This is a genomic window from Serratia sp. CY81684, assembly GCF_052166595.1.
Classification (GTDB): domain Bacteria; phylum Pseudomonadota; class Gammaproteobacteria; order Enterobacterales; family Enterobacteriaceae; genus Serratia; species Serratia nematodiphila.
In genome coordinates this window covers 224,411-245,518 of the sequence record NZ_JBJNOO010000005.1, presented here as the reverse complement: position 1 = coordinate 245,518, position 21,108 = coordinate 224,411, and the positions used below count along the sequence as shown (strand labels likewise).

20 protein-coding genes and 1 pseudogene are annotated in these 21,108 nt (G+C 59.5%); 19 read left to right on the top strand and 2 right to left on the bottom strand.

Going from position 1 to position 21,108, the window contains the following annotated elements; translation table 11 throughout:
• Positions 1-45: 45 nt before the first annotated feature.
• The 5 genes and pseudogenes from ACJ8QF_RS19130 to ACJ8QF_RS19110 all read left to right on the top strand — a co-directional run.
• A complete protein-coding gene (locus tag ACJ8QF_RS19130) occupies positions 46-549 on the top strand; it encodes a Dabb family protein (RefSeq protein WP_265259940.1) in 504 nt (167 codons plus the stop codon).
• 66 nt (positions 550-615) lie between these two features.
• Positions 616-2,895, top strand: a complete 2,280-nt coding sequence (locus ACJ8QF_RS19125; RefSeq protein WP_265259939.1) for a type VI secretion system Vgr family protein — start codon at positions 616-618, stop codon at positions 2,893-2,895.
• A gap of 13 nt (positions 2,896-2,908) precedes the next feature.
• Entirely contained in the window at positions 2,909-3,277 is a 369-nt protein-coding gene (locus ACJ8QF_RS19120; RefSeq protein WP_243810868.1) for a hypothetical protein, read from the top strand.
• 225 nt (positions 3,278-3,502) lie between these two features.
• Entirely contained in the window at positions 3,503-4,123 is a 621-nt protein-coding gene (locus ACJ8QF_RS19115) for a tyrosine-type DNA invertase (RefSeq protein ID WP_279577875.1), read from the top strand.
• Positions 4,124-4,973: 850 nt separating this feature from the next.
• A pseudogene (locus tag ACJ8QF_RS19110) lies at positions 4,974-5,609 on the top strand (aldo/keto reductase); the annotation flags it as partial.
• A gap of 50 nt (positions 5,610-5,659) precedes the next feature.
• Here ACJ8QF_RS19110 and rsmC read toward each other — a convergent pair.
• Complete coding sequence (rsmC, locus tag ACJ8QF_RS19105; RefSeq protein WP_048326064.1) at positions 5,660-6,700, bottom strand: 16S rRNA (guanine(1207)-N(2))-methyltransferase RsmC; 1,041 nt, start codon at positions 6,698-6,700, stop codon at positions 5,660-5,662.
• A 146-nt stretch (positions 6,701-6,846) separates the two neighbouring features.
• Here rsmC and ACJ8QF_RS19100 point away from each other — a divergent pair, with 146 nt between their 5' ends.
• From ACJ8QF_RS19100 to deoD, 13 genes are all read left to right on the top strand, one after another.
• Positions 6,847-7,284 carry a DNA polymerase III subunit psi gene (locus ACJ8QF_RS19100; protein WP_131165196.1) on the top strand — a complete coding sequence of 146 codons (438 nt, stop codon included), beginning with the start codon at positions 6,847-6,849 and terminating at the stop codon, positions 7,282-7,284.
• Positions 7,229-7,672, top strand: a complete 444-nt coding sequence (gene rimI, locus ACJ8QF_RS19095; RefSeq protein ID WP_131165197.1) for a ribosomal protein S18-alanine N-acetyltransferase — start codon at positions 7,229-7,231, stop codon at positions 7,670-7,672. The genes ACJ8QF_RS19100 and rimI overlap by 56 nt, the downstream gene beginning before the upstream one ends.
• Before the next feature lie 151 nt (positions 7,673-7,823).
• Entirely contained in the window at positions 7,824-9,413 is a 1,590-nt protein-coding gene (gene prfC / locus ACJ8QF_RS19090) for a peptide chain release factor 3 (RefSeq protein ID WP_004933094.1), read from the top strand.
• 515 nt (positions 9,414-9,928) lie between these two features.
• Positions 9,929-10,543 (top strand): molecular chaperone OsmY, encoded by a 615-nt coding sequence (osmY, locus tag ACJ8QF_RS19085; protein WP_131165198.1) that lies wholly within the window; start codon positions 9,929-9,931, stop codon positions 10,541-10,543.
• Between the two features lie 160 nt (positions 10,544-10,703).
• Positions 10,704-10,865 (top strand): DUF1328 domain-containing protein, encoded by a 162-nt coding sequence (locus ACJ8QF_RS19080; RefSeq protein ID WP_004933089.1) that lies wholly within the window; start codon positions 10,704-10,706, stop codon positions 10,863-10,865.
• 67 nt (positions 10,866-10,932) lie between these two features.
• Positions 10,933-11,118 (top strand): CsbD family protein, encoded by a 186-nt coding sequence (locus tag ACJ8QF_RS19075; RefSeq protein WP_019454987.1) that lies wholly within the window; start codon positions 10,933-10,935, stop codon positions 11,116-11,118.
• Positions 11,119-11,128: 10 nt separating this feature from the next.
• Complete coding sequence (locus ACJ8QF_RS19070; protein WP_074055303.1) at positions 11,129-12,247, top strand: patatin-like phospholipase family protein; 1,119 nt, start codon at positions 11,129-11,131, stop codon at positions 12,245-12,247.
• Entirely contained in the window at positions 12,244-13,026 is a 783-nt protein-coding gene (locus ACJ8QF_RS19065) for a TatD family hydrolase (protein WP_442537761.1), read from the top strand. Before ACJ8QF_RS19070 ends, ACJ8QF_RS19065 begins: the two co-directional genes overlap by 4 nt.
• A gap of 184 nt (positions 13,027-13,210) precedes the next feature.
• Positions 13,211-14,488 (top strand): NupC/NupG family nucleoside CNT transporter, encoded by a 1,278-nt coding sequence (locus ACJ8QF_RS19060; protein ID WP_004933076.1) that lies wholly within the window; start codon positions 13,211-13,213, stop codon positions 14,486-14,488.
• A gap of 370 nt (positions 14,489-14,858) precedes the next feature.
• Positions 14,859-15,638 (top strand): deoxyribose-phosphate aldolase, encoded by a 780-nt coding sequence (gene deoC, locus ACJ8QF_RS19055; protein ID WP_033641793.1) that lies wholly within the window; start codon positions 14,859-14,861, stop codon positions 15,636-15,638.
• Positions 15,639-15,704: 66 nt separating this feature from the next.
• On the top strand, positions 15,705-17,027 hold the full coding sequence (gene deoA, locus ACJ8QF_RS19050) for a thymidine phosphorylase (RefSeq protein ID WP_004933068.1): 1,323 nt from the start codon (positions 15,705-15,707) through the stop codon (positions 17,025-17,027).
• Between the two features lie 70 nt (positions 17,028-17,097).
• On the top strand, positions 17,098-18,321 hold the full coding sequence (gene deoB / locus ACJ8QF_RS19045) for a phosphopentomutase (RefSeq protein WP_004933063.1): 1,224 nt from the start codon (positions 17,098-17,100) through the stop codon (positions 18,319-18,321).
• Between the two features lie 96 nt (positions 18,322-18,417).
• Positions 18,418-19,149 (top strand): purine-nucleoside phosphorylase, encoded by a 732-nt coding sequence (deoD, locus tag ACJ8QF_RS19040; protein ID WP_004933059.1) that lies wholly within the window; start codon positions 18,418-18,420, stop codon positions 19,147-19,149.
• A gap of 152 nt (positions 19,150-19,301) precedes the next feature.
• Here the strand turns inward: deoD and ACJ8QF_RS19035 are convergent, their stop codons facing one another.
• Positions 19,302-20,003: a YtjB family periplasmic protein gene (locus ACJ8QF_RS19035; protein ID WP_442537760.1), complete on the bottom strand. Its 702-nt coding sequence runs from the start codon at positions 20,001-20,003 to the stop codon at positions 19,302-19,304.
• A gap of 110 nt (positions 20,004-20,113) precedes the next feature.
• On the opposite strand from ACJ8QF_RS19035, the gene serB reads away from it, so the two are divergent.
• The gene (gene serB / locus ACJ8QF_RS19030) at positions 20,114-21,091 is read left to right on the top strand and encodes a phosphoserine phosphatase (protein ID WP_004933052.1); all 978 of its coding nucleotides are present in this window, start codon (positions 20,114-20,116) and stop codon (positions 21,089-21,091) included.
• The last annotated feature ends 17 nt before the right edge of the window (positions 21,092-21,108 follow it).

The following is a 21,108-nucleotide window of genomic DNA, read 5'->3' as shown; positions in this document are numbered from 1 at the left end:
AGGTCGGCCAACGGTTGAGTGAGGTAAGGCATGCGCGGTTCAGTGATGAAAAACATCGGGGTGTTGGGGATGCTCATGGTCGCCATGAGCGGCCATGCACAGGGTGAGGAGAAGAGCGTATTCGACAGACTGGTGCAGCAGCATGACAAGGTGGGCAGCGCCCGGTTTACCGCCGGCGATTACCGTCCGGGACTACTGAAGCATATCGTGTTGTTCAAATACAAAGATGATGTCACCGAGGCACAGCGAGCGGCGGTGGTTGCCCGCTTTTTATCGCTCAGGCGCACCACGCGCCCGGGGGAGACCTCGCCGTACATACTGTCCATTGTCGAGGGGCCGCAAAACAGCGGCGAGGGGGCCAGCCGGGGATTTGAGCAGGGGTTTATCGTGACGTTCAAATCGGAAGGTGACCGCAATTACTATGTGGGCAAGCCGCTGGTGACGACGCCCGGGCACTATGATGAGGCGCATGAGGCATTCAAGGCCTTCGTTGGGCCGTTGCTCAGCGAAGACAATGGCGTCCTGGTGTTTGATTTCTCCGTAAGGTGACGGGTGTGCCCGGCCGCTGTCGTCACGCTGCCTGCGTGTCATCTTGTCTATCACGGAAGGTTTCTTATGAACAGAATGATTACGGTTCACACCTCGCTTGACGAGGCATCCTTTCTTTTTCAATCGTTACGTGGTGAGGAAGCATTGTCTTCGCTGTACACGTTGACGGTTGACGTGCTCAGCGATAACCGGACTGTCGACCCCAAAGCCCTGCTGGGGCAGAGCATGACGATAACGTGTCGCCAGGACACGCTGACCCCGCCGCGTTATCTGTCGGGGATTGTGACCCGCGTCGAGGTGAACGGCCGGGACAGGCGCGACCGTCATGACGGCTATACCGTCACGGTGAACCCGTCGCTGTGGTACCTGAGTAAAAACCGGGATTGCCGGATATGGCAGGAGAAAAGCGTGCCGGATATCGTGACCGCCGTGTTGCAGGCGCGCGGGATCGCGTTCGTCAACCGCCTGAGCTGGGCGTACCGGCGCTGGGAATATTGCGTGCAGTATCAGGAGAGCGACCTCGATTTTATCCATCGCCTAATGGAGCATGAAGGTATCTACTATTACTTCATGCACGATGAGGGCGGCCACACGCTGGTGCTGGCCGATGCGCCTGAGCAGCACGAGGCCCTTGGGGGCTTTGCCGCATTCCATTACGTGGATGCGTGCGCGGACGACACGTCCGGGCAGGGCATTGCACGCTGGCGGGTGTCCGAGACGATGGCCGCGTCGCTGTATCTGACTGACGACTATGATTTTCGCCGGCCTCGTGCCAGCCTGCTGCAGGCAAGACAAAATCCCGCCCCTGACGGTCGGCAAGAGGCTGCCGTGTTCGACTGGCCCGGGCGCTACACCACACAGGAAGACGGGGCGTTTTACGGCCGTGTCCGGCAGCAAGAGCTCGCCAGCACGCAGGCGCAGATGTCGGGGGAGAGTGCGTCGCTGGGGATTGCACCGGGGCATGTGTTTACCCTGACGCGTGCGGCTCGTGAGGAAGACAACCGTGCTTACCTCGTCAGTCGTGCGACCTACTTTTTCAGTGAGGGGGGATATTACAGCGAGGACCCGCAGGACGTGACACCGCCGGTGCACCGGACCTGTTTTACCGCTCACCCGGCGGCGCTGAACTGGCGCCCTGCAAGGCAGACGGCCTGGCCCCGGACCTGTGGCCCGCAGACGGCGGAGGTGGTGGGGCCGGAGGGACAGGCCATCTGGACCGACAGGTACGGGCGCGTCAAGCTCAAATTCCGTTGGGACCGTCATAATGACCATAACCATGACGAGGCAGCCTGTTGGGTGCGGGTCTCCAGTGCCTGGGCGGGGTGGGGGTATGGCAGCATTCAGGTGCCGCGCGTGGGGGAGGAGGTCATTGTCGATTTCATCAACGGCGACCCCGACCGCCCCATCGTAACGGGGCGTGTCTATAACGAAGGCAGCATGCCGCCCTGGGACTTGCCGGCTGCCGCGACCAAAATGGGCTTCATGACCCGCACGGCGGGCGGGGGCACGGAGAACGGCAGTTTTTTGGTGTTCGACGATGCGTCGGGGCGCGAGACAGTTGACCTGCACGCCGAGCGTGACATGAACATGAGTGCCGAGCGCGACCTGGCGGTGACTATCGAGGGGGCGCGGACCACGCGGGTGAGGGGTGAGGACAACCACACGTTTGATGACCGTCAGCGCGTGCGCATCGCCAAAGGGCGACAGGTTGAAATAGCGGCCGGGGGCGATACCCGCGAGGTGACGGGGGACAGCACGACCACGTTGCACGGTAAGCAGACCGTCCTCATAGAAGGGGAACTGGTCGAGGAATACCGCAGCGGGCAAAAAACCACGCTCACCGCCGGCGGTCAGACGCTGACCATTCGTGCCGGCGGCCAAACGATTATCATCCGTGAGGGCGGTCGCACCATTGATATCGTCGGCGAGGCAAAAAAAAAGATAACCGGCAACGAGCACGAGGAGGTCACGGGGACGTGGACGAAGGCGGTGGGTGGTGCCATTAATATTACGTCCGAGGCGGACGTAACCATCAAAAGCGCCACGAAAATCACGCTGGATGCGCCTAATCAAAAGGCCACGACCGGCAAGGGGCACAGTGAAAGCTATACGGGGCACTCTTTCAGCATGACGGGTGAGTCGGAAAGTTTTACCGGGAGTTCGGTCAGTTTTACCGGCTCGTCTGTCAGCTTTACGGGGATGAGTGTCTCTGTGGGGGCTTTGGGTATCAGTAATACGCCGTTCAAGTTAAAGAAACACGATAACAAGGTGCAATTTGTCAGTGGCAGCACCACGCTTAACAGCAATTTCAGCGCCATTATGAGTGCACTGACGACCTTATCGTAAGGGAGCAGGTTATATGACGATGGTCAATGTTGCGTTCTGGTCAAATGTGGCCCTTACCCTGGTGCTAATACTGCTGGTCATGGTAGGGATTTGGAACACTTGCCGAGCGGCCCGAAAAAATCGGGTCATTATGAAGCATGGCAAGGAAACCCGTGCGCTGATTGTGAATGCTACGCCGCATAAGAGACAGGTTGTTGTGGGAAAGATGTCGGTGCAATTACAGCTTGCTTTTTCGGTCAATGGCGAAGGGTATCACGTATTAAAGGATGTTATCGTTTCACCCTATTATGTGGATGCGCTCAGGGTTGGAAAACGCATTATTATTCGGTATCAGGAAGGGGGGCCGAGAAGCATTGTTATTATGCAATATGTTGAGAACTGAGCGCGATGGACGCGTCTTTTCTTGCTGATTTTACCGTAGCTTAACCTTGTTAATTGCATGGATTAATAAGATAACTTTATGATATGTATTGTGTTGTTTGCATAGGGTTTGTGATGCCCATCTAGGTTGTGTGATATTTTGTAAAAAAGTATTTAAAATAAAATCATCGCTGTTACCTTCACTGGTTGGACCGACATAAGACTAATCCTAAACGGTGAGGCAGTGATGAAACGCAAATATTTAAGCGAGGATGAAATAAACAGCTTGCTGAAAACTATTGCGATGGATATGGTTTCTGTTCGTGATTATTGTATGGTGAGTATGGCCTTTTTACACGGTCTCAGGGTCAGTGAACTGACGGCATTGCGACTCACGGATTACGACCCCTTATCCAGGAAGATTTATATCGCCAGACTCAAGGGCGGGATGAGTACCAGTCATCCCTTGTTACCGGAGGAGAATACGGCGTTGCAGGTCTGGCTTGCCGAACGGCAGGTGTTTGCGGGGCAGCATCAGCCCTGGTTATTTTTGTCACAGCGCGGGACGCGATTATCACGACAACGGTTTTATCAGTTACTGCGGCGTTATGGCGAACGAGCCGGTTTACCGCTGCCGCTACATCCTCATATGTTGCGCCATGCCTGTGGGTATAACCTCGCAGAGCGTGGTAATGATACACGCTTGATACAGGATTATCTTGGGCATCGCAATATTCGGCATACCGTGCTTTATACGGCGGCGAATGCAGCACGCTTTAATCATGTCTGGCTCAAAGACGCAAATTTGCCGCTGATGTCGCCGTTGCAGGACGCGTTGCCTATCGGCGTGCTGTGCAAGGATGTTTGATTGGCACGGGACGAAGAAGTCGTTGCCGACTAGGTGTGAAATTGCTTGATAAACAAAGGCCACCTAAATGAAAAAGGAACAGGAAGCCCCCTGTGCTCTGGAGGTATCATCACTATTGGGGTTATCGGGCGCAGTCGAGGTGTGGGGGAGTGAGCATGTCCCCCTTTATCAGCGGGTGGCGCGGTGGGGCCGGCATCTGGGAAGGCCTTTTAGTCGTCACGATGTGGCAAAAGTGTTTGGAATAAGTCTGGACAGTGCAGGAAATGTGATGTCTTACCTGCGTCGGGTGCGCCCTGATGTGGTGAAAAGTCGGCAATGGTATGAGCGGGGGAGCAAGAGGAGCACGCAAGCGTTATATGCACATACTTTCAGCGCCAAATGTTGACGGAAAGCCGGTCAGGATGATTCCGGTTTATTTGTTGGGCGAAAAGAAAAAGGGCTCCTTGCAGGATATGCGTCGCCGATTTATTCAAGGGATGGCCAAAGGGCGGGGGACTGAGTGTTAGCCTGAATCAGGGCAAGAGGCTGTTAGCAGGATCCATTAAGGCCATGTTATGCACGAGGGGCAATGGCCCTGCACCGAAGGTGTAGGGGCAGTGAACGGTGAATACAGCGGTGTTAATTATTTATGTCATTGATTTTTAAAAATAATAAAATTTGATGAAGAGGGTGCATAGTTTTACTATAAATCTTTTTTTGCAGGAAATCGGTCTAGATAATGATGGGCGAGTATAATTTTCAATCGTTTGTTTAAATGGGCTGTTAGTTCGTGCAAGTGTGTATATCTGTATGTGTAAGTTTGTTTTGTGTGCTTATTTTTTTCATAATTATCAGTTGGTTGATTTGATTTATTGATTCCTATTATCAGCACCGGGTCGATCCGCAGGTGCCGATCGAAGACGTCGTGGGCACGATGGCGGATCTGATCCGCGAAGGCAAGATCCGCCATATCGGCCTGAGCGAGGCGTCGGTCGCCACGCTGGAGCGGGCGCACAAGGTACATCCGATCACCGCGCTGCAGACCGAATATTCGCTGTGGACGCGCGACGCCGAGCAGGGCGTGCTGGCGGCCTGCGAGCGCCTGGGCATCGGCTTTGTGCCCTACAGCCCGTTAGGGCGCGGTTTCCTCACCGGCGCTATCCGGCGGCCGGAGGATCTGGCCGAGGACGATTTCCGCCGCAGTAACCCGCGCTTCCAGGGGGAAAACTTCGCCCGCAACCTGGCGCTGGTGGAGAAGGTGAGCGAGCTGGCGGCGCAGAAGGGTGTCAAGCCTTCTCAGTTGGCGCTGGCCTGGGTATTGGCGCAGGGCGAACACATTGTGCCGATCCCCGGCACCAAACGCCGTCGCTATCTGGAAGAGAACGTCGCCGCGGCGGAGATCGCGCTGAGCGCGACTGAACTGGCGGCGATAGAAGCGGTGTTCCCGCTGAGCGCGGCGGCCGGCGATCGCTACGGCGCGGAGTCGATGACCTATATCAACGGCTAAAAAAAAGCGCGGCCTCGTGCCGCGCTCTGTCGTTTTCCGCCAACGGAAACTTATTTCTTCTTCGGCGCGCGCGGCGGGCGGCCGACGGTCGCCTGGTACACCTTGAAGCGGCCGTTCTGCGCCAGCACTTCGTGGCTGCCGAAGGTGGCGTCCAGAATGTCCGGGTACGGCAGGAAGGCGTTGGCGACGATGCGCAGTTGACCCCCGATCGGCAGGTGCTTCACCGCGCCGCGGATCAGCGTTTCGGCAGCGGTCAGGCTGGTCTGCAGCCCGTCGTGGAACGGCGGGTTGGAGATGATCATGTCGAAACGGCCGGTGATATCGGAGTAAACGTTGCTGACGATCACTTCGCCTTCGATGCCGTTGGCGGCCAGTGTTGCGCGGCTGGATTCCACCGCGGCGGCATTGACGTCGCTGAGGGTCAGTTTCACCTTCGGCGACAGCTTGGCCATCACCGAGGCCATCACGCCGGCGCCGCAGCCGATGTCCAGCACCTTGCCTTTCATGTGTTTTTCCAGCGTCGACAGCAGCAGCGAGCTGCCGACGTCCAGGCCGTCGCGGCTGAACACGCCCGGCAGCGTTTTCACTTCCAGATCGTGTAGCTGATAGCTGTCCCACCACTCGTTCAGGTCGAACTCGGTCTGCGCGTCCAGGCGGCCGTGATACAGGCCGCAGCGGCGCGCGCTGTCGATTTTCGCCAGCGTGACGTGGCCTTCCAGCGTTGGCTCGGCGCTGCGCACGCCGCTGCGGTTTTCACCGACCACGAACACGTCCGCTCCCACCGGCAGCAGCGCCAGCAGGTTGCACAGCTGGAATTGCGCTTCCTGCTTGCTCTTCGGCCAGTAGTAAACCAGCGTGTCGCAGTCGGCGACGAAAGCGGGATCGACGGTCAAACCGAACTGCACGTTATCGCCCATCGTCCGGTTCAGTAACTGCCAGTGATGGTATTGCTGAGTGTGGACGCGCACGTCCGCGGCCTCGAATTGGGCCGGCAGGCTGTCCTGCAGGTCGCCGGCAAACAGCACGCGGCGTTCGATAAATTCATCACTGTGGCGCAGCATGACTTCACTGGCGGGGGTTAATGCAGACATCAGATATTGGCTCCTGGAAATGAGACCGGGGATTATAGAGCTTTGTGGCGATATGTTCGACGGGTTTGTTGGCGCGGGCTGCGCGGGTTTGTTAGCATAGCGCGGCGCATGGCAGGCATGGCGCACCACAACGGGTAGGAATCGGCATGGCATCAAAACGCGACTGGCTGTTACAACAACTGGGTATTACGCAGTGGACATTGCGCCGCCCGGGCGTGTTGCAGGGCGAAGTGGCGGTCAGTCTGCCACCCGAGGCGCGCCTGCTGGTGGTGGCGCAGACGCTGCCGGCGCCCGACGATCCGCTGTTTTGCGACGTGCTGCGCAGCCTGGGGCTGACGCCGGCGCAAACTTACAGCCTGACGCCGGAACAGGCGGCGATGCTGCCTGAAGAGACCACATGCAACAGTTGGCGGCTGGGCGTGGCGGAACCGCTCGCGGTCGCCGGCGCGCAGCTACACAGCCCGGCGCTGGCCGAGCTTTCCCAAGACGCGGGGGCCAAACGCGCCCTCTGGCAGCAGATTTGTCATCATGAACACGATTTCTACCCTGACGGCGGCCGACCTGGCCACGGCCTTCATCATTGAGCAAGCCAGCCACGCTTTCCCCTGGACGGAAACCACCTTCGCCAGCAATCAGGGCGATCGTTACCTTAACCTGAAGCTGAGCGCCGATGGGGAGATGGCGGGATTCGCCATCACGCAAATCGTGCTGGACGAAGCCACGCTGTTCAACATCGCCATCCATCCGCAGCACCAGCGCCGGGGTTTTGGCCGCCTGTTGCTCAACGCGTTGATCGAACAGCTGGAGAGCCGCGGCGTGGTCACGCTGTGGCTGGAGGTGCGCGCCTCCAACCAGGCGGCGATCGCGCTGTATGAAGATCTCGGTTTCAACGAAGTCACCGTGCGCCGCAATTATTACCCGAGCGCCCACGGCCGCGAAGACGCGATCGTGATGGCGCTGCCGCTGGGGTAATCAGCCCGGCCGGAAAAAGCATTGATTGTCACCGGTTGGCAAATCGGCGAAAATGCCCGGCTGTTATCTTTTATTCACCGCTTTGCCCGGCGCCGCGATCGGCGCGTTCTGATGATGTCGCAGGGCGGACTAACCGTAGAACCTGAAAACCATGTCTCCTAGTGAATTTGCCCGCGAAGTCTCCAAAAGAAGAACTTTCGCCATCATCTCGCACCCCGATGCCGGTAAAACCACCATTACCGAAAAAGTGCTGCTGTTCGGACAGGCGATCCAGACCGCCGGTACGGTAAAAGGCCGCGGCTCCAGCCAGCACGCCAAATCCGACTGGATGGAAATGGAAAAGCAGCGTGGGATCTCGATCACCACCTCGGTGATGCAGTTCCCGTACCGTGACAGCCTGGTCAACCTGCTGGATACCCCGGGGCACGAAGACTTCTCCGAAGATACGTATCGCACCCTGACCGCGGTCGACTGCTGTCTGATGGTGATCGACGCCGCCAAGGGCGTAGAGGATCGCACCCGCAAGCTGATGGAAGTCACCCGCCTGCGCGACACGCCGATCCTGACCTTCATGAACAAGCTGGACCGCGACATTCGCGATCCGATGGAAGTGATGGATGAAGTTGAGCGCGAACTGAAGATCGCCTGCTCGCCCATCACCTGGCCGATCGGCTGCGGCAAGCTGTTCAAGGGCGTTTACCACCTGTACAAGGATGAAACCTACCTGTATCAGACCGGTAAAGGCCACACCATTCAGGAAGTGCGCATCGTCAAGGGCCTGAACAACCCAGAGCTGGATGCGGCGGTGGGCGAAGATCTGGCGGCGCAGCTGCGCGATGAGCTGGAACTGGTGCAAGGCGCTTCTCACGAGTTCGATCAGGAAGCTTTCCTGAGCGGCGAACTGACCCCGGTGTTCTTCGGTACCGCACTCGGCAACTTCGGCGTGGATCACATGCTGGACGGCCTGGTGGCCTGGGCACCGGCGCCGATGCCGCGCAAAACCGACACCCGCGAAGTGACGGCGGCGGAAGAGAAATTCACCGGCTTCGTGTTCAAGATCCAGGCCAACATGGATCCGAAGCACCGCGACCGCGTGGCCTTTATGCGTGTGGTGTCCGGCCGTTATGAGAAGGGCATGAAGCTGCGCCAGGTGCGCACCGGCAAAGACGTGGTGATCTCCGACGCGCTGACCTTTATGGCCGGTGACCGCTCGCACGTGGAAGAAGCCTATCCGGGCGACATCATCGGTCTGCACAACCATGGCACCATCCAGATCGGCGATACCTTCACCCAGGGTGAAGACATGAAGTTCACCGGCATCCCGAACTTCGCGCCGGAACTGTTCCGCCGCATTCGCCTGCGCGATCCGCTGAAGCAGAAACAGCTGCTGAAGGGGCTGGTGCAGCTGTCCGAAGAGGGCGCGGTGCAGGTATTCCGCCCGATCGCCAACAACGATCTGATCGTCGGCGCGGTCGGTGTGCTGCAGTTCGACGTGGTGGTGGCGCGCTTGAAGAGCGAGTACAACGTGGAAGCGCTGTATGAGTCGGTCAACGTGTCGACCGCGCGCTGGGTCGAGTGCGACGACGTGAAGAAGTTCGAAGAGTTCAAGCGCAAGAACGAGATCAACCTGGCGCTGGACGGTGGGGACAACCTGTCCTACATCGCGCCGACCATGGTGAACCTCAACCTGACGCAGGAACGCTATCCTGATGTGACCTTCCGCAAAACCCGCGAACACTGATAAATCGGCAGGGCGCCCGGTGCGCCCTGCCAACCTCCCTCATCCTCACTCCGCTAATTAATAAAATTTCCTCACCTTTTATGCCGCAAACCGATATCGCCAGGCAGCGTTCGTTTGGCCTGCATTTTCCGCCGCATGGTCTATCTTTAACGAGATGTCCGCACATTGTTTGAGAGTAAATCACTGTAATACGCTGATTGTTTGGTGAGTTATTCTGATGTGTTGCCGATAGGAGACAGTCTGTTTCCTTAAATATCAATGAGATGAATGTTTTACCGTTTCGTGTCACTTAGTCTGTCGTCAATAGGCGACAGTTTTTTGATTAAAAATCCGACTCAATGCTTTTTTTGTTTGATTTTTAAGGTGTTTATGGAGTTGGCACGGCGGTTGCAATATTCCTGTCGTGAACGCTTAATCGTATAGCGATGATGAAGTATTTACCGAGAGGCCGCGTGAAGGCGGCTGAAGGGTTCCGGCGCTCTGGCGCTGGGGCCCCCAACAAAAGGAAGAGATCGATGAAAAAGACCAAATTTGCACACTCGCTGATGGCTGTTGTTTTGGGTTCTGCTTTGGTGAGCGGCACTGCGCTGGCCGAAGACAGTCTGCTTAACAAGGCGTCTAACGCCGCGGACAGTGCCGGTGCCAAAATCGATAGCTCCATGAAAAAAGTTGACGGTTACATGGATGACAGCGCGATAACGGCTAAAGTTAAAAGTGCGTTGGTGGACGATAAAACCATCAAAAGCGCTGACATTTCGGTGAAAACCGAAAAAGGCACCGTGATCCTGAGCGGGTTTGTCGGCAGCCAGGCGCAGGCGGAGCATGCGGTTGCGGTTGCCGGTAAGGTGGAAGGCGTCAAAACCGTCAGCGACAAGCTGCACGTGAAAGATGAAGCCAACCAGTCGATCAAATCGTATGCCGGCGACACCGCCACCACCAGCGAGCTGAAAGCCAAGCTGCTGGCCGATGACATCGTGCCGTCGCGCAATGTGAAAGTGGAAACCACCGATGGTGTGGTGCAGCTTTCCGGTGAGGTGAAAACGCAGGCGCAGTCTGAGCGTGCCGAAAGCATCGCCAAGGCTATCGACGGCGTGAAAAGCGTGAAAAACGACCTGGTGGTCAAGCCGTAATCCCGCCAGGCGCCCGTAACAAGTAACAACAAGCCGCATCTGTCGGGCCGTCAAGGCGGCCCGACGTGTACCACCAAAAAAAGAAACTGATTTGCCGTCGACGTCCGTTGTCGGGGCGGTAGACGGCAGCGAATTTTTTCACAATGGTAAGGAGAAGCTTATGTTTCGTTGGGGCATTATCTTTTTAGTCATCGCGCTTATCGCTGCGGCACTGGGGTTCGGTTCGCTGGCGGGCACCGCCGCCTGGGCCGCCAAAGTCGTGTTCGTTGTCGGCATCATCCTGTTCCTGGTCAGCCTGTTCACCGGCCGTCGGCGCCCTTAGCCGGCCGGCATTTTCCTGCAAACTGTAACAAAGCTTAATTCCTTTTCTCACGTCGGGAGGGCCGGCCATGAACAGCGATATCGTCGTCGGACGCTGGAAACAGCTGAAAGGCCAGGTATGGCAGGCGTGGGCCGAATGGTCCGGCAGCGATTGCGCCTGGCTGGCTGGCAGCAATGATTTCCTCGCCGGCGTGCTGCAAGAGGATTACGGAAGAGAGCGAGACGCGGTATCCTCGGAAAAAACGTCTCACTGAGGATGCCAAGTTGGGATACAGAATACCCATCACGCTCGGCAATATAGAACCGCTGGCGTCTAAACCCTTTCGGCCAGGAAAAATGGCGTTGGTCTGCGAAGGCGGCGGCCAGCGCGGCATTTTCACCGCCGGCGTGCTGGACGAGTTTCAGCGCGCGGGCTTTAACCCTTTCGATTTGTTGATCGGCACGTCTGCCGGCGCGCAAAATCTGTCCGCCTACATCTGCGGCCAGATGGGCTACGCGCGTCGAGTGATCACCCGTTACACTACGTCGGCGCAATTTTTCAATCCGCTGCGTTTCGTACGCGGCGGGCATCTGATCGATCTCGATTGGTTGGTCGACACGGCGGCGGCACAGATGCCGCTGGCGATGGACGTGGCGGAACAACACCTCACCGATGGGCGCGAGTTCCTGCTGTGCGCCTGCCGCAGCGATGATTTTGAACCGACCTATCTGCCGGCGCAGCGTGAACGCTGGCTGCCGGCCATCAAGGCGTCCAGTGCCATTCCCGGCTTTTATCGTCAGGGCGTGGAGCTGGATGGCGTCAGCTATCAGGACGGCGGCATCAGCGATGCGATCCCGGTGGAGGAGGCCTACCGTCGCGGCGCCGACACCATCGTGGTGATCCGCACCGTCCCTTCGCAGATGTACTACACCCCGCAGTGGATGAAGCGCATGGAGCACTGGCTGAGCGACAGCAGTCTGCAGCAGATGGTGCGCATCCTGCAGCACCACGAGCAAAGCTACCACCGCATCCAGCGCTTTATCGAGAAGCCGCCGGGCAAGCTGCGCATCTTCGAAATCTTTCCACCGAAGCCGCTGGCCAGCAATGCGCTGGGCAGCCGACTGGGTTCGCTCAATCAGGATTATCATCTGGGGCGCCGCTGCGGCCGTTACTTCCTGGCCACCGTCGGCCAGTGGATGGCGCAGCCGGAGCCGGACGGCATGAAGGTGAAGAAATCGCTGTCGCGCCGTCTGATCCAGCCGGAGAACGTCAGAATGCCTTCGCCGATCGTGACCGATATCGCCATGCCGTCCGATCTGGGCGCGCAGCCGGAGGCCGCGGTGGCGGCGCCGAAAATTATCCTGCCGGGCGATCTGCCGCCGGGTGAAGGGGGCGCGCTGTGAGTTACGCCTTTACCGATACCCACTGCCATTTCGATTTCCCACCCTTTACCGGGCATGAGGCCGAGAGCCTGGCGCGGGCAGCCGGCGCCGGCGTGCAGCGCATCATCGTGCCGACGGTTACCGCCGATCGCTTCGCGCGGGTGCTGCGGCTGGCGCAGGAGCACGCGCCGCTGTTCGCCGCGCTGGGGCTGCACCCGCTGTATATCGCGCAGCATCATGAACCGCAGTTGGAACAGCTGGCGGCGTTGCTGGCCGAACGGCCGCACAAGCTGGTGGCGGTGGGGGAAATCGGGCTCGATCTGTATATGGACAACCCGCAGTTCGAGCGGCAGCAAAGCGTGCTGCTGGCCCAACTGAGGCTGGCGAAACAGCATGACCTGCCGGTGATCCTGCACTCGCGCCGCACTCACGATCAACTGGCCGCGGCGCTGCGGCGCATACAGCTGCCGCGTCGCGGCGTGGTGCACGGCTTCGCCGGCAGCCTGTCGCAGGCACAGGCGTTTATTCGCCTTGGCTATTACATCGGCGTGGGCGGCACTATCACCTATGAGCGGGCGCAGAAAACGCGCGGCGTGATGGCGCAGCTGCCGCTCGAGGCGCTGCTGCTGGAGACCGATGCGCCGGATATGCCGCTGGCCGGCTATCAGGGGCAGCCGAATCGCCCCGAACGCGCCGCCGAGGTGTTTCAAACGCTGTGCGCGCTGCGGCCGGAACCGGTCGACGAGATCGCCGCCCACCTGCAACGCAATACTCAGGCGCTGTTCGCCATGCCGAACTGAGATGACCATAACGTGACATGCGTCACGTTATAAGATTTTCATTTGCGTCTCGTTGTATACATTTGTGACATAAATCGGTGCGAGGGTGACCTCGCTCAGTATAATCCCCCCCGAAACTCTCCAATAGCAGACCTCTCTTCATGAGCAGGGATGTATTTTATTTTTTGCAACAGGGAAACTTTGCATGCAACTCATCATGAGTTTGGTTGGCATGGCGGTGCTGATCGCCATTGCGGTGCTGCTCTCCAGCAACCGCCGGGCCATCAAATTGCGCACCGTCGTGTGGGCGTTCATCATTCAGGTCGGCATCGGTGCGCTGGTGCTGTACGTGCCGCTGGGCCGCAGCATCCTCGGCAGTATGTCTAACGGTGTGGCAAACGTTATCGCCTACGGCAATCAGGGCATTTCGTTCATCTTCGGCGGGCTGGTGTCCGATAAGATGTTCGAGGTGTTCGGCGGCGGTGGCTTCGTGTTCGCGCTGCGCGTCCTGCCGGTGATCGTGTTCTTCTCCTCGCTGATTGCGGTGCTGTACTACCTCGGCATCATGCAGTTGGTGATCCGCGTTCTGGGCGGCGGCCTGCATAAGCTGCTGGGCACTTCGCGCACCGAATCGCTGTCGGCGACCGCCAACATTTTCGTCGGCCAGACCGAAGCGCCGCTGGTGGTGCGTCCGTATATCGCCACCATGAGCCAATCGGAACTGTTCGCCGTGATGTGCGGCGGCCTGGCCTCGGTGGCCGGTTCGGTGTTGGCGGGGTACGCGCAGATGGGCGTGCCGCTGGAATACCTGATCGCCGCGTCCTTCATGGCGGCGCCGGGCGGGCTGTTGTTCGCCAAGCTGATGGTGCCGGAAACTGAGCAGACCCACGATAAAGACGATGCGATGAAGCTGATCGCCGAAGAAGATCGTCCGGCCAACGTGATCGACGCGGCGGCTTCTGGTGCGGCTTCCGGCATGCAGTTGGCGCTGAACGTCGGTGCGATGCTGCTGGCGTTTATCGCGCTGATCGCCTTGCTTAACGGCATTCTCGGCGGTATCGGCGGCTGGTTCGATTATCCGCAGCTGTCGCTTGAACTGATCCTCGGCTGGGTGTTCTCGCCGATCGCCTTCCTGATCGGCGTGCCGTGGAGCGAGGCGATGACCGCCGGTTCGTTCATCGGCCAGAAGATCATCGTCAACGAATTCGTCGCCTACATGAACTTCGGTGCCTATCTGCGCCCGGATGACGTAGTGGCGGCGGAAGGCCTGCAGGTGCTGTCGACGCACACCAAGGCGATCATCTCCTTTGCGCTGTGCGGCTTCGCCAACCTCTCCTCGGTGGCGATCTTGCTTGGCGGTCTGGGCAGCATGGCGCCTAACCGTCGCCACGACATCGCGCGCTTCGGTCTGAAGGCCGTGGCGGCGGGCACGCTGTCCAACCTGATGAGTGCCACCATCGCCGGCTTCTTCCTGGCGCTGTAAGCCATCACGGAGCCCGCGACGGCGCGACCGATCGCGGGACTCCGCCTATACTCTAAGCAACGCGGGTGTTTGCCGCACCCGCGATCTTCAGCCGCTTCTTTAGCGAATTTGTGAACGATATCGCGTTATTTTGTGATGCTCTTCACATATAATTCCGGTCTGTTACAGTGCTATTTCATATAGTGTGACGATGAACGCGAATCGCCTCCGGCATTCGTGTTCAAATAGCTATTACTGGCCGGCCGCAAGGCGGGTGGCCATGTGCGGTGAGAAGGATCTCAGTTGCCGCCGCGGGAACGCCGTTCCCCAGCGCTATCTTCATGGAACCAAGTCCGCTCGCCAACACCCAGGTACTCAGTTGGAGAGTTTTATGACCGAATTAACCGCAGCAGCGCAACGTGCGCTGAACTTGATGGATTTAACCACGCTGAATGATGATGACACCGACGAGAAAGTGATCGCCCTCTGTCGTCAGGCCAACAGCCCGGCCGGCCACACGGCGGCCATCTGCATCTACCCGCGTTTTATCCCGGTGGCGCGTAAGGCGCTGCGCGAGCAAGGCACGCCGGACATCCGTATCGCCACCGTGACCAACTTCCCGCATGGCAACGACGATATCGACATCGCGCTGGCGGAAACCCGCGCGGCCATCGCCTATGGGGCGGATGAAGTGGACGTGGTGTTCCCTTACCGCGCGCTGATCGCCGGCAACGAACAGGTCGGTTTCGAGCTGGTGAAACAGTGCAAACAGGCTTGCCAGGCGGCCAACGTGCTGCTGAAAGTGATCATCGAAACCGGTGAGCTGAAGCAGGCCGATCTGATCCGCAAGGCGTCCGAGATCGCCATCAAGGCCGGCGCCGACTTTATCAAGACCTCCACCGGCAAGGTGCCGGTCAACGCCACCCTGGAGAGCGCCGAGCTGATGATGTCAGTGATCCGCGATATGGGCGTGGCGAAGACGGTGGGCTTCAAGCCGGCCGGCGGCGTTCGCACCGCGGAAGACGCGCTGCATTATCTGCAACTTGCCGATCGTATTCTGGGCGAAGGGTGGGCCGACGCGCGGCATTTCCGCTTTGGCGCTTCCAGCCTGCTGGCCAGCTTGCTGGCCGCGCTGGGCCACCAAACCCAGACCGCCGGCGGCGGCTACTGATCGATATCGTTGGCGGGCGCCAGGCGCGCCCGTCTGCACCGATTTTCAGCGACACAGGGGGATGCCTTGTTCCTGGCTCAAGAAATTATTCGTAAGAAACGCGACGGCCAGCCGTTAAGCGAAGCGGAAATCCGCTTTTTCATCAACGGTATTCGCGACAATGTGGTGTCGGAAGGGCAGATCGCCGCGCTGGCGATGACCATTTATTTCCATGACATGAGCATGCCGGAGCGCGTGGCGCTCACCATGGCGATGCGCGATTCCGGCACCGTGCTGGACTGGAAGAGTTTGGCGCTGAACGGCCCGATCGTCGACAAGCATTCGACCGGCGGCGTGGGCGACGTGACCTCGCTGATGCTCGGCCCGATGGTGGCGGCCTGCGGCGGCTATGTGCCGATGATCTCCGGCCGCGGCCTGGGTCATACCGGCGGCACGCTGGACAAACTGGAAGCCATTCCGGGCTTCAATATTTTCCCGGACGATAACGCCTTCCGTAAAATCATTCAGGACGTCGGCGTGGCGATCATCGGCCAGACCAGCTCGCTGGCGCCGGCGGACAAACGTTTTTACGCCACCCGCGACATCACCGCCACCGTGGATTCTATCCCGCTGATCACTGCCTCCATTCTGGCCAAGAAACTGGCGGAAGGGCTGGATGCGCTGGTGATGGACGTGAAGGTCGGTTCCGGCGCCTTTATGCCGACCTATGCCCTGTCGCAAGATTTGGCGCAGGCGATCGTCGGCGTGGCCAACGGCGCGGGCTGCAAGACCACTGCGCTGCTGACCGACATGAACCAGGTGCTGGCCTCCAGCGCCGGCAATGCGGTGGAAGTGCGCGAAGCGGTGCGTTTCCTGACCGGTGAATACCGCAACCCGCGCCTGCTGGAAGTGACGCTGGCGCTGTGCGTGGAGATGCTGCTGTCCGGCGGCCTGGCGAATGACGAGGCCGATGCGCGCGCCAAACTGCAGGCGGTACTGGACAACGGCAAGGCGGCGGAAGTGTTTGGCCGCATGGTGGCGGCGCAGCAAGGGCCGATAGACTTCGTCGAACGTTATGATAGCTATCTGCCGGCGGCAACGCTGAGCAAGCCGGTGTATGCTGAAAATCCGGGCATCATCAGCGCCATGGATACCCGCGCGCTGGGCATGGCGGTGGTTTCGCTGGGCGGCGGCCGCCGCCGGGCGAGCGACGCCATCGATTACAGCGTCGGTCTGACCGAGGTGGCGCGCCTGGGTGATAAGGTGGATGCCCAGCAGCCGCTGGCGATGATCCACGCCAACGATGAAGAGAGCTGGCAGCAGGCGGCCGATGCGGTGCGTAGCGCAATGACGCTGAGCGACAAGGCGCCGGAAGCGACGCCGGTGGTGTATAAGCGCGTCACGGAATAACCCAAGAATCAGGAACGGTCGCGGCTTTTTCGCGGCCGTCCAAAGCGTGAGAACACGCAGGAGAGCACAGATGAAACGCACATTTATTATGGTATTGGACTCCTTCGGCATCGGTGCCAGCGAAGACGCCGAACGTTTTGGCGACCAGGGTTCCGACACTCTGGGCCACATCGCCGAAGTTTGCGCGCGCGGTGAAGCCAACGTGGGCCGCCAGGGCCCGCTGACGCTGCCTAACCTGAGTCGCCTGGGGCTCGGCAAAGCGGCGGAAGAGTCCACCGGCAACTTCCCGCAGGGGCTGGATCGCAACGCCGACATCATCGGCGCTTACGCTTACGCCAGCGAGCTCTCTTCCGGTAAAGACACGCCGTCGGGCCACTGGGAAATCGCCGGCGTGCCGGTACTGTTCGACTGGGGCTACTTCAAGGACGAGCACAACAGCTTCCCGCAGGCGTTGCTGGATAAGCTGGTGGAGCGCGCCAACCTGCCGGGCTACCTGGGCAACTGTCACTCATCCGGCACCGTGATCCTCGATCAACTGGGCGAAGAGCACATGAAAACCGGCAAGCCGATTTTCTACACCTCCGCCGACTCGGTGTTCCAGATCGCCTGCCATGAAGAAACCTTCGGCCTGGATCGCCTGTACGAGCTGTGCGAAATCGCGCGTGAAGAGCTAACCGAAGGCGGTTACAACATCGGCCGCGTGATCGCGCGTCCGTTCGTCGGCGACAAGCCGGGCCACTTCCAGCGCACCGGCAACCGCCACGATCTGGCGGTAGAGCCGCCGGCGCCGACCGTGCTGAAAAAGCTGGTGGACGAGAAGGGCGGCGAAGTGGTGTCGATCGGTAAAATCGCCGACATCTATGCCAACGTCGGCATCACCAAGAAGGTGAAGGCGACCGGCATCGACGCGCTGTTCGACGCGACCCTGATTGAAATGGAAAAGGCCGGCGACAACACCATCGTGTTCACCAACTTCGTGGACTTCGACTCCTCTTACGGCCACCGCCGCGACGTGGCGGGCTACGCCGCCGCGCTGGAGCTGTTCGACCGCCGCCTGCCGGAGCTGCTGAAGCTGGTGAAAGACGAAGACATCATCATCTTCACCGCCGACCACGGCTGCGACCCGACCTGGCCGGGCACCGACCACACCCGTGAGCACATCCCGGTGCTGGTCTACGGCCCGAAAGTGAAACCGGGCTCGCTGGGCCACCGCGAGACCTTCGCCGACATCGGCCAGACCGTCGCCAATTATTTTGGCCTGTCGCCGATGGATTACGGTAAAACCCTGTTTTAATTCGTGAGTTTAAGGCGGTGGCGCAGTTGGCCGCCGTCTGACATACCACGGCTTATACGTTTAACGCTATTTAATACGATTTAAAGGAAGAGAATTATGGCTACGCCGCACATTAATGCTGAGATGGGTGATTTCGCTGACGTAGTACTGATGCCGGGCGATCCGCTGCGCGCAAAATACATCGCCGAAACCTTCCTGGAAGGCGCGGTGGAAGTGAACAACGTGCGCGGCATGTTGGGCTTCACCGGCACCTACAAAGGCCGCCGCATCTCCGTAATGGGCCACGGCATGGGCATCCCGTCCTGCTCCATCTATGCGCGCGAGCTGATCGCCGAATTCGGCGTGAAGAAGATCATTCGCGTGGGTTCCTGCGGCGCGGTGCGTGACGATATCAAACTGCGCGACGTGGTGATCGGCATGGGCGCGTGCACCGACTCCAAGGTGAACCGTCTGCGCTTCAAGGACAACGACTACGCGGCGATCGCCGACTTCGACATGGTGCGCAACGCGGTCGATGCGGCGGCGGCGCAGGGCATCCCGGCGCGCGTGGGCAACATCTTCTCCGCCGATCTGTTCTACACCCCGGATCCGGACATGTTCCAGGTGATGAAGAAGTACGGCATCCTGGGCGTGGAAATGGAAGCGGCCGGCATCTACGGCGTGGCGGCGGAGCTGTACGAAGAGTTCGGCTGCAAGGCGCTGACCATCTGCACCGTGTCCGACCACATCCTGCGTCACGAAGCGACCACGGCGGCGGAACGCCAGACCACCTTTAACGAAATGATCGTTATCGCGCTGGAATCCGTGTTGCTGGGCGACAAAGCGTAATACCGCGGCGGGCGTCGTCATGGCGCCCGCCCGTCAATCTATTCATTCCGCATGGCCGTTTTTGGCTAACGCTTTACCTTTCAATTGGTTGTGGATCCCGTTGTTACGGACAATCGATTCACCGAAAGGACAAGAAAACGGCACGGACGCATTCAACGCCTGGCCTGAGTTACTCCTTCTTCGGCGCTTCCTGTTTTTTTCTCCGGCGCATCCTCTTCGTCGTCTTCCACCGTATTGCCTTCTTCCAGTGGCGTGTTGGCGGTCAACAGGTAGGGCGACTGCTGCCAGCGGCTGCGGCGGTGCTGCAGCAGGGTGCGCGCCAGAATGATGCCGATCGCCAGCGCCAGCAGGATCATCAGGCGCAGCAGGTTGGTGGTGTTGTCCACCTGTTTGGATTCGGTCGCCAGCACGTGGGTGTCGAGGGTGATGCGGATAAAGCCGATCGGGCCGTCTTTGCCCTGAATGGATTCGACCAATTGGTGGTTGAAGTAGCTGCCGGCGCGTTTGCCGTCGAGCGACAGGCGATCGCGTATACTTATCTGTTCCCCGGCGTGGGAGACCAGCGTGCCGTCCAACTGATACACGCTGACGTCGAGAATGCGGCTGTGATCGGTGAGCTGCTTGAGGATGGCGTCGATGCGCGGGTTGTTGCCGTCGTCGTCCAGCAGCGGCGCCAGGCTGTAGGCGACCTGTTTGGTCAGCGTCTGCGCCAGCTCTTCCACCTGCTCGGATCGCGCCATTTGGTGACTCAGGCTAAAATAAGAGGCGCCCTGCATCAGCAGCACCAGCAAAGCCAGGCAAATCAGGATAATAGCGGTGCGGTGCAGGCGAAATTTCAGTTTAGCGCGAGCCATGCAGGTTCCTTGGGCATCGGGGACACTTTATGTTGCCAGAACCGCTGGCGATAGGATAGCTTGATGCGTCGTTTTATCATGCAGCGTTTTTGTCCATTCAGGAGTCAATGATGTCAAACAGTCTGACCTATTGCGATCTTCCGGCGGAGATCTCTCAATGGCCGGGTCTTCCCCTTTCGCTCAGCGGCGACGAAGTGATGCCGCTGGACTACCGGGCGGGCAATACCGGGTGGCTGTTATACGGCAGGAAGCTGGACAAGGCGCGCATTACCCAATTCCAACGCAAGCTGGGCGCGGCGATGGTGATCGTCACCGCCTGGGGCGTGGACGACTATCAGGTGGTGCGGCTGGCGGGCACCTTGACGCCGCGCGCCAAGCTGTTGGCGGCGGAGAGCGGGCTGGACGTGGCGCCGCTCGGCAAGATCCCGCACCTGCGCACGCCGGGGCTGCTGGTGATGGACATGGATTCGACGGCGATCGAGATCGAATGCATCGACGAGATCGCCAAATTGGCGGGCGTCGGCGAGCAGGTGGCGGAAGTCACCGAACGCGCGATGCGCGGCGAGCTGGACTTTACCGCCAGCCTGCGCCAGCGCGTCGGCACGCTGAAAGGGGCCGATGCCAACATCCTCAAGCAGGTGCGCGACGAGCTGCCGTTGATGCCGGGGCTGACCAGCCTGGTGGGCAAGCTGCAGGCGATGGGCTGGCATGTGGCGATCGCCTCCGGCGGCTTCACCTACTACGCCGAATACCTGCGCAACCGGCTGCGGCTGGTGGCGGCGGCGGCCAATGAGCTGGAGATCCGCGACGGCAAGCTGACCGGCGAAGTGCTGGGGCCGGTGGTGGACGCGCAGTTCAAAGCCGACACGCTGCTGCGGCTGGCGGAGAAGCTGGAGATCCCGCTGGCGCAAACCGTGGCCATCGGCGACGGCGCCAACGATTTGAAAATGATGCAGGCGGCGGGGCTGGGCATCGCCTACCACGCCAAGCCGAAAGTGTATGAAAAAGCGCAGGTATCGATCCGGCATGCGGATCTGATGGGCGTGCTGTGTATTCTCACCGGCAGCCTGAAACACGAAGTGCGATAACGAAAGATTGAGGTAAG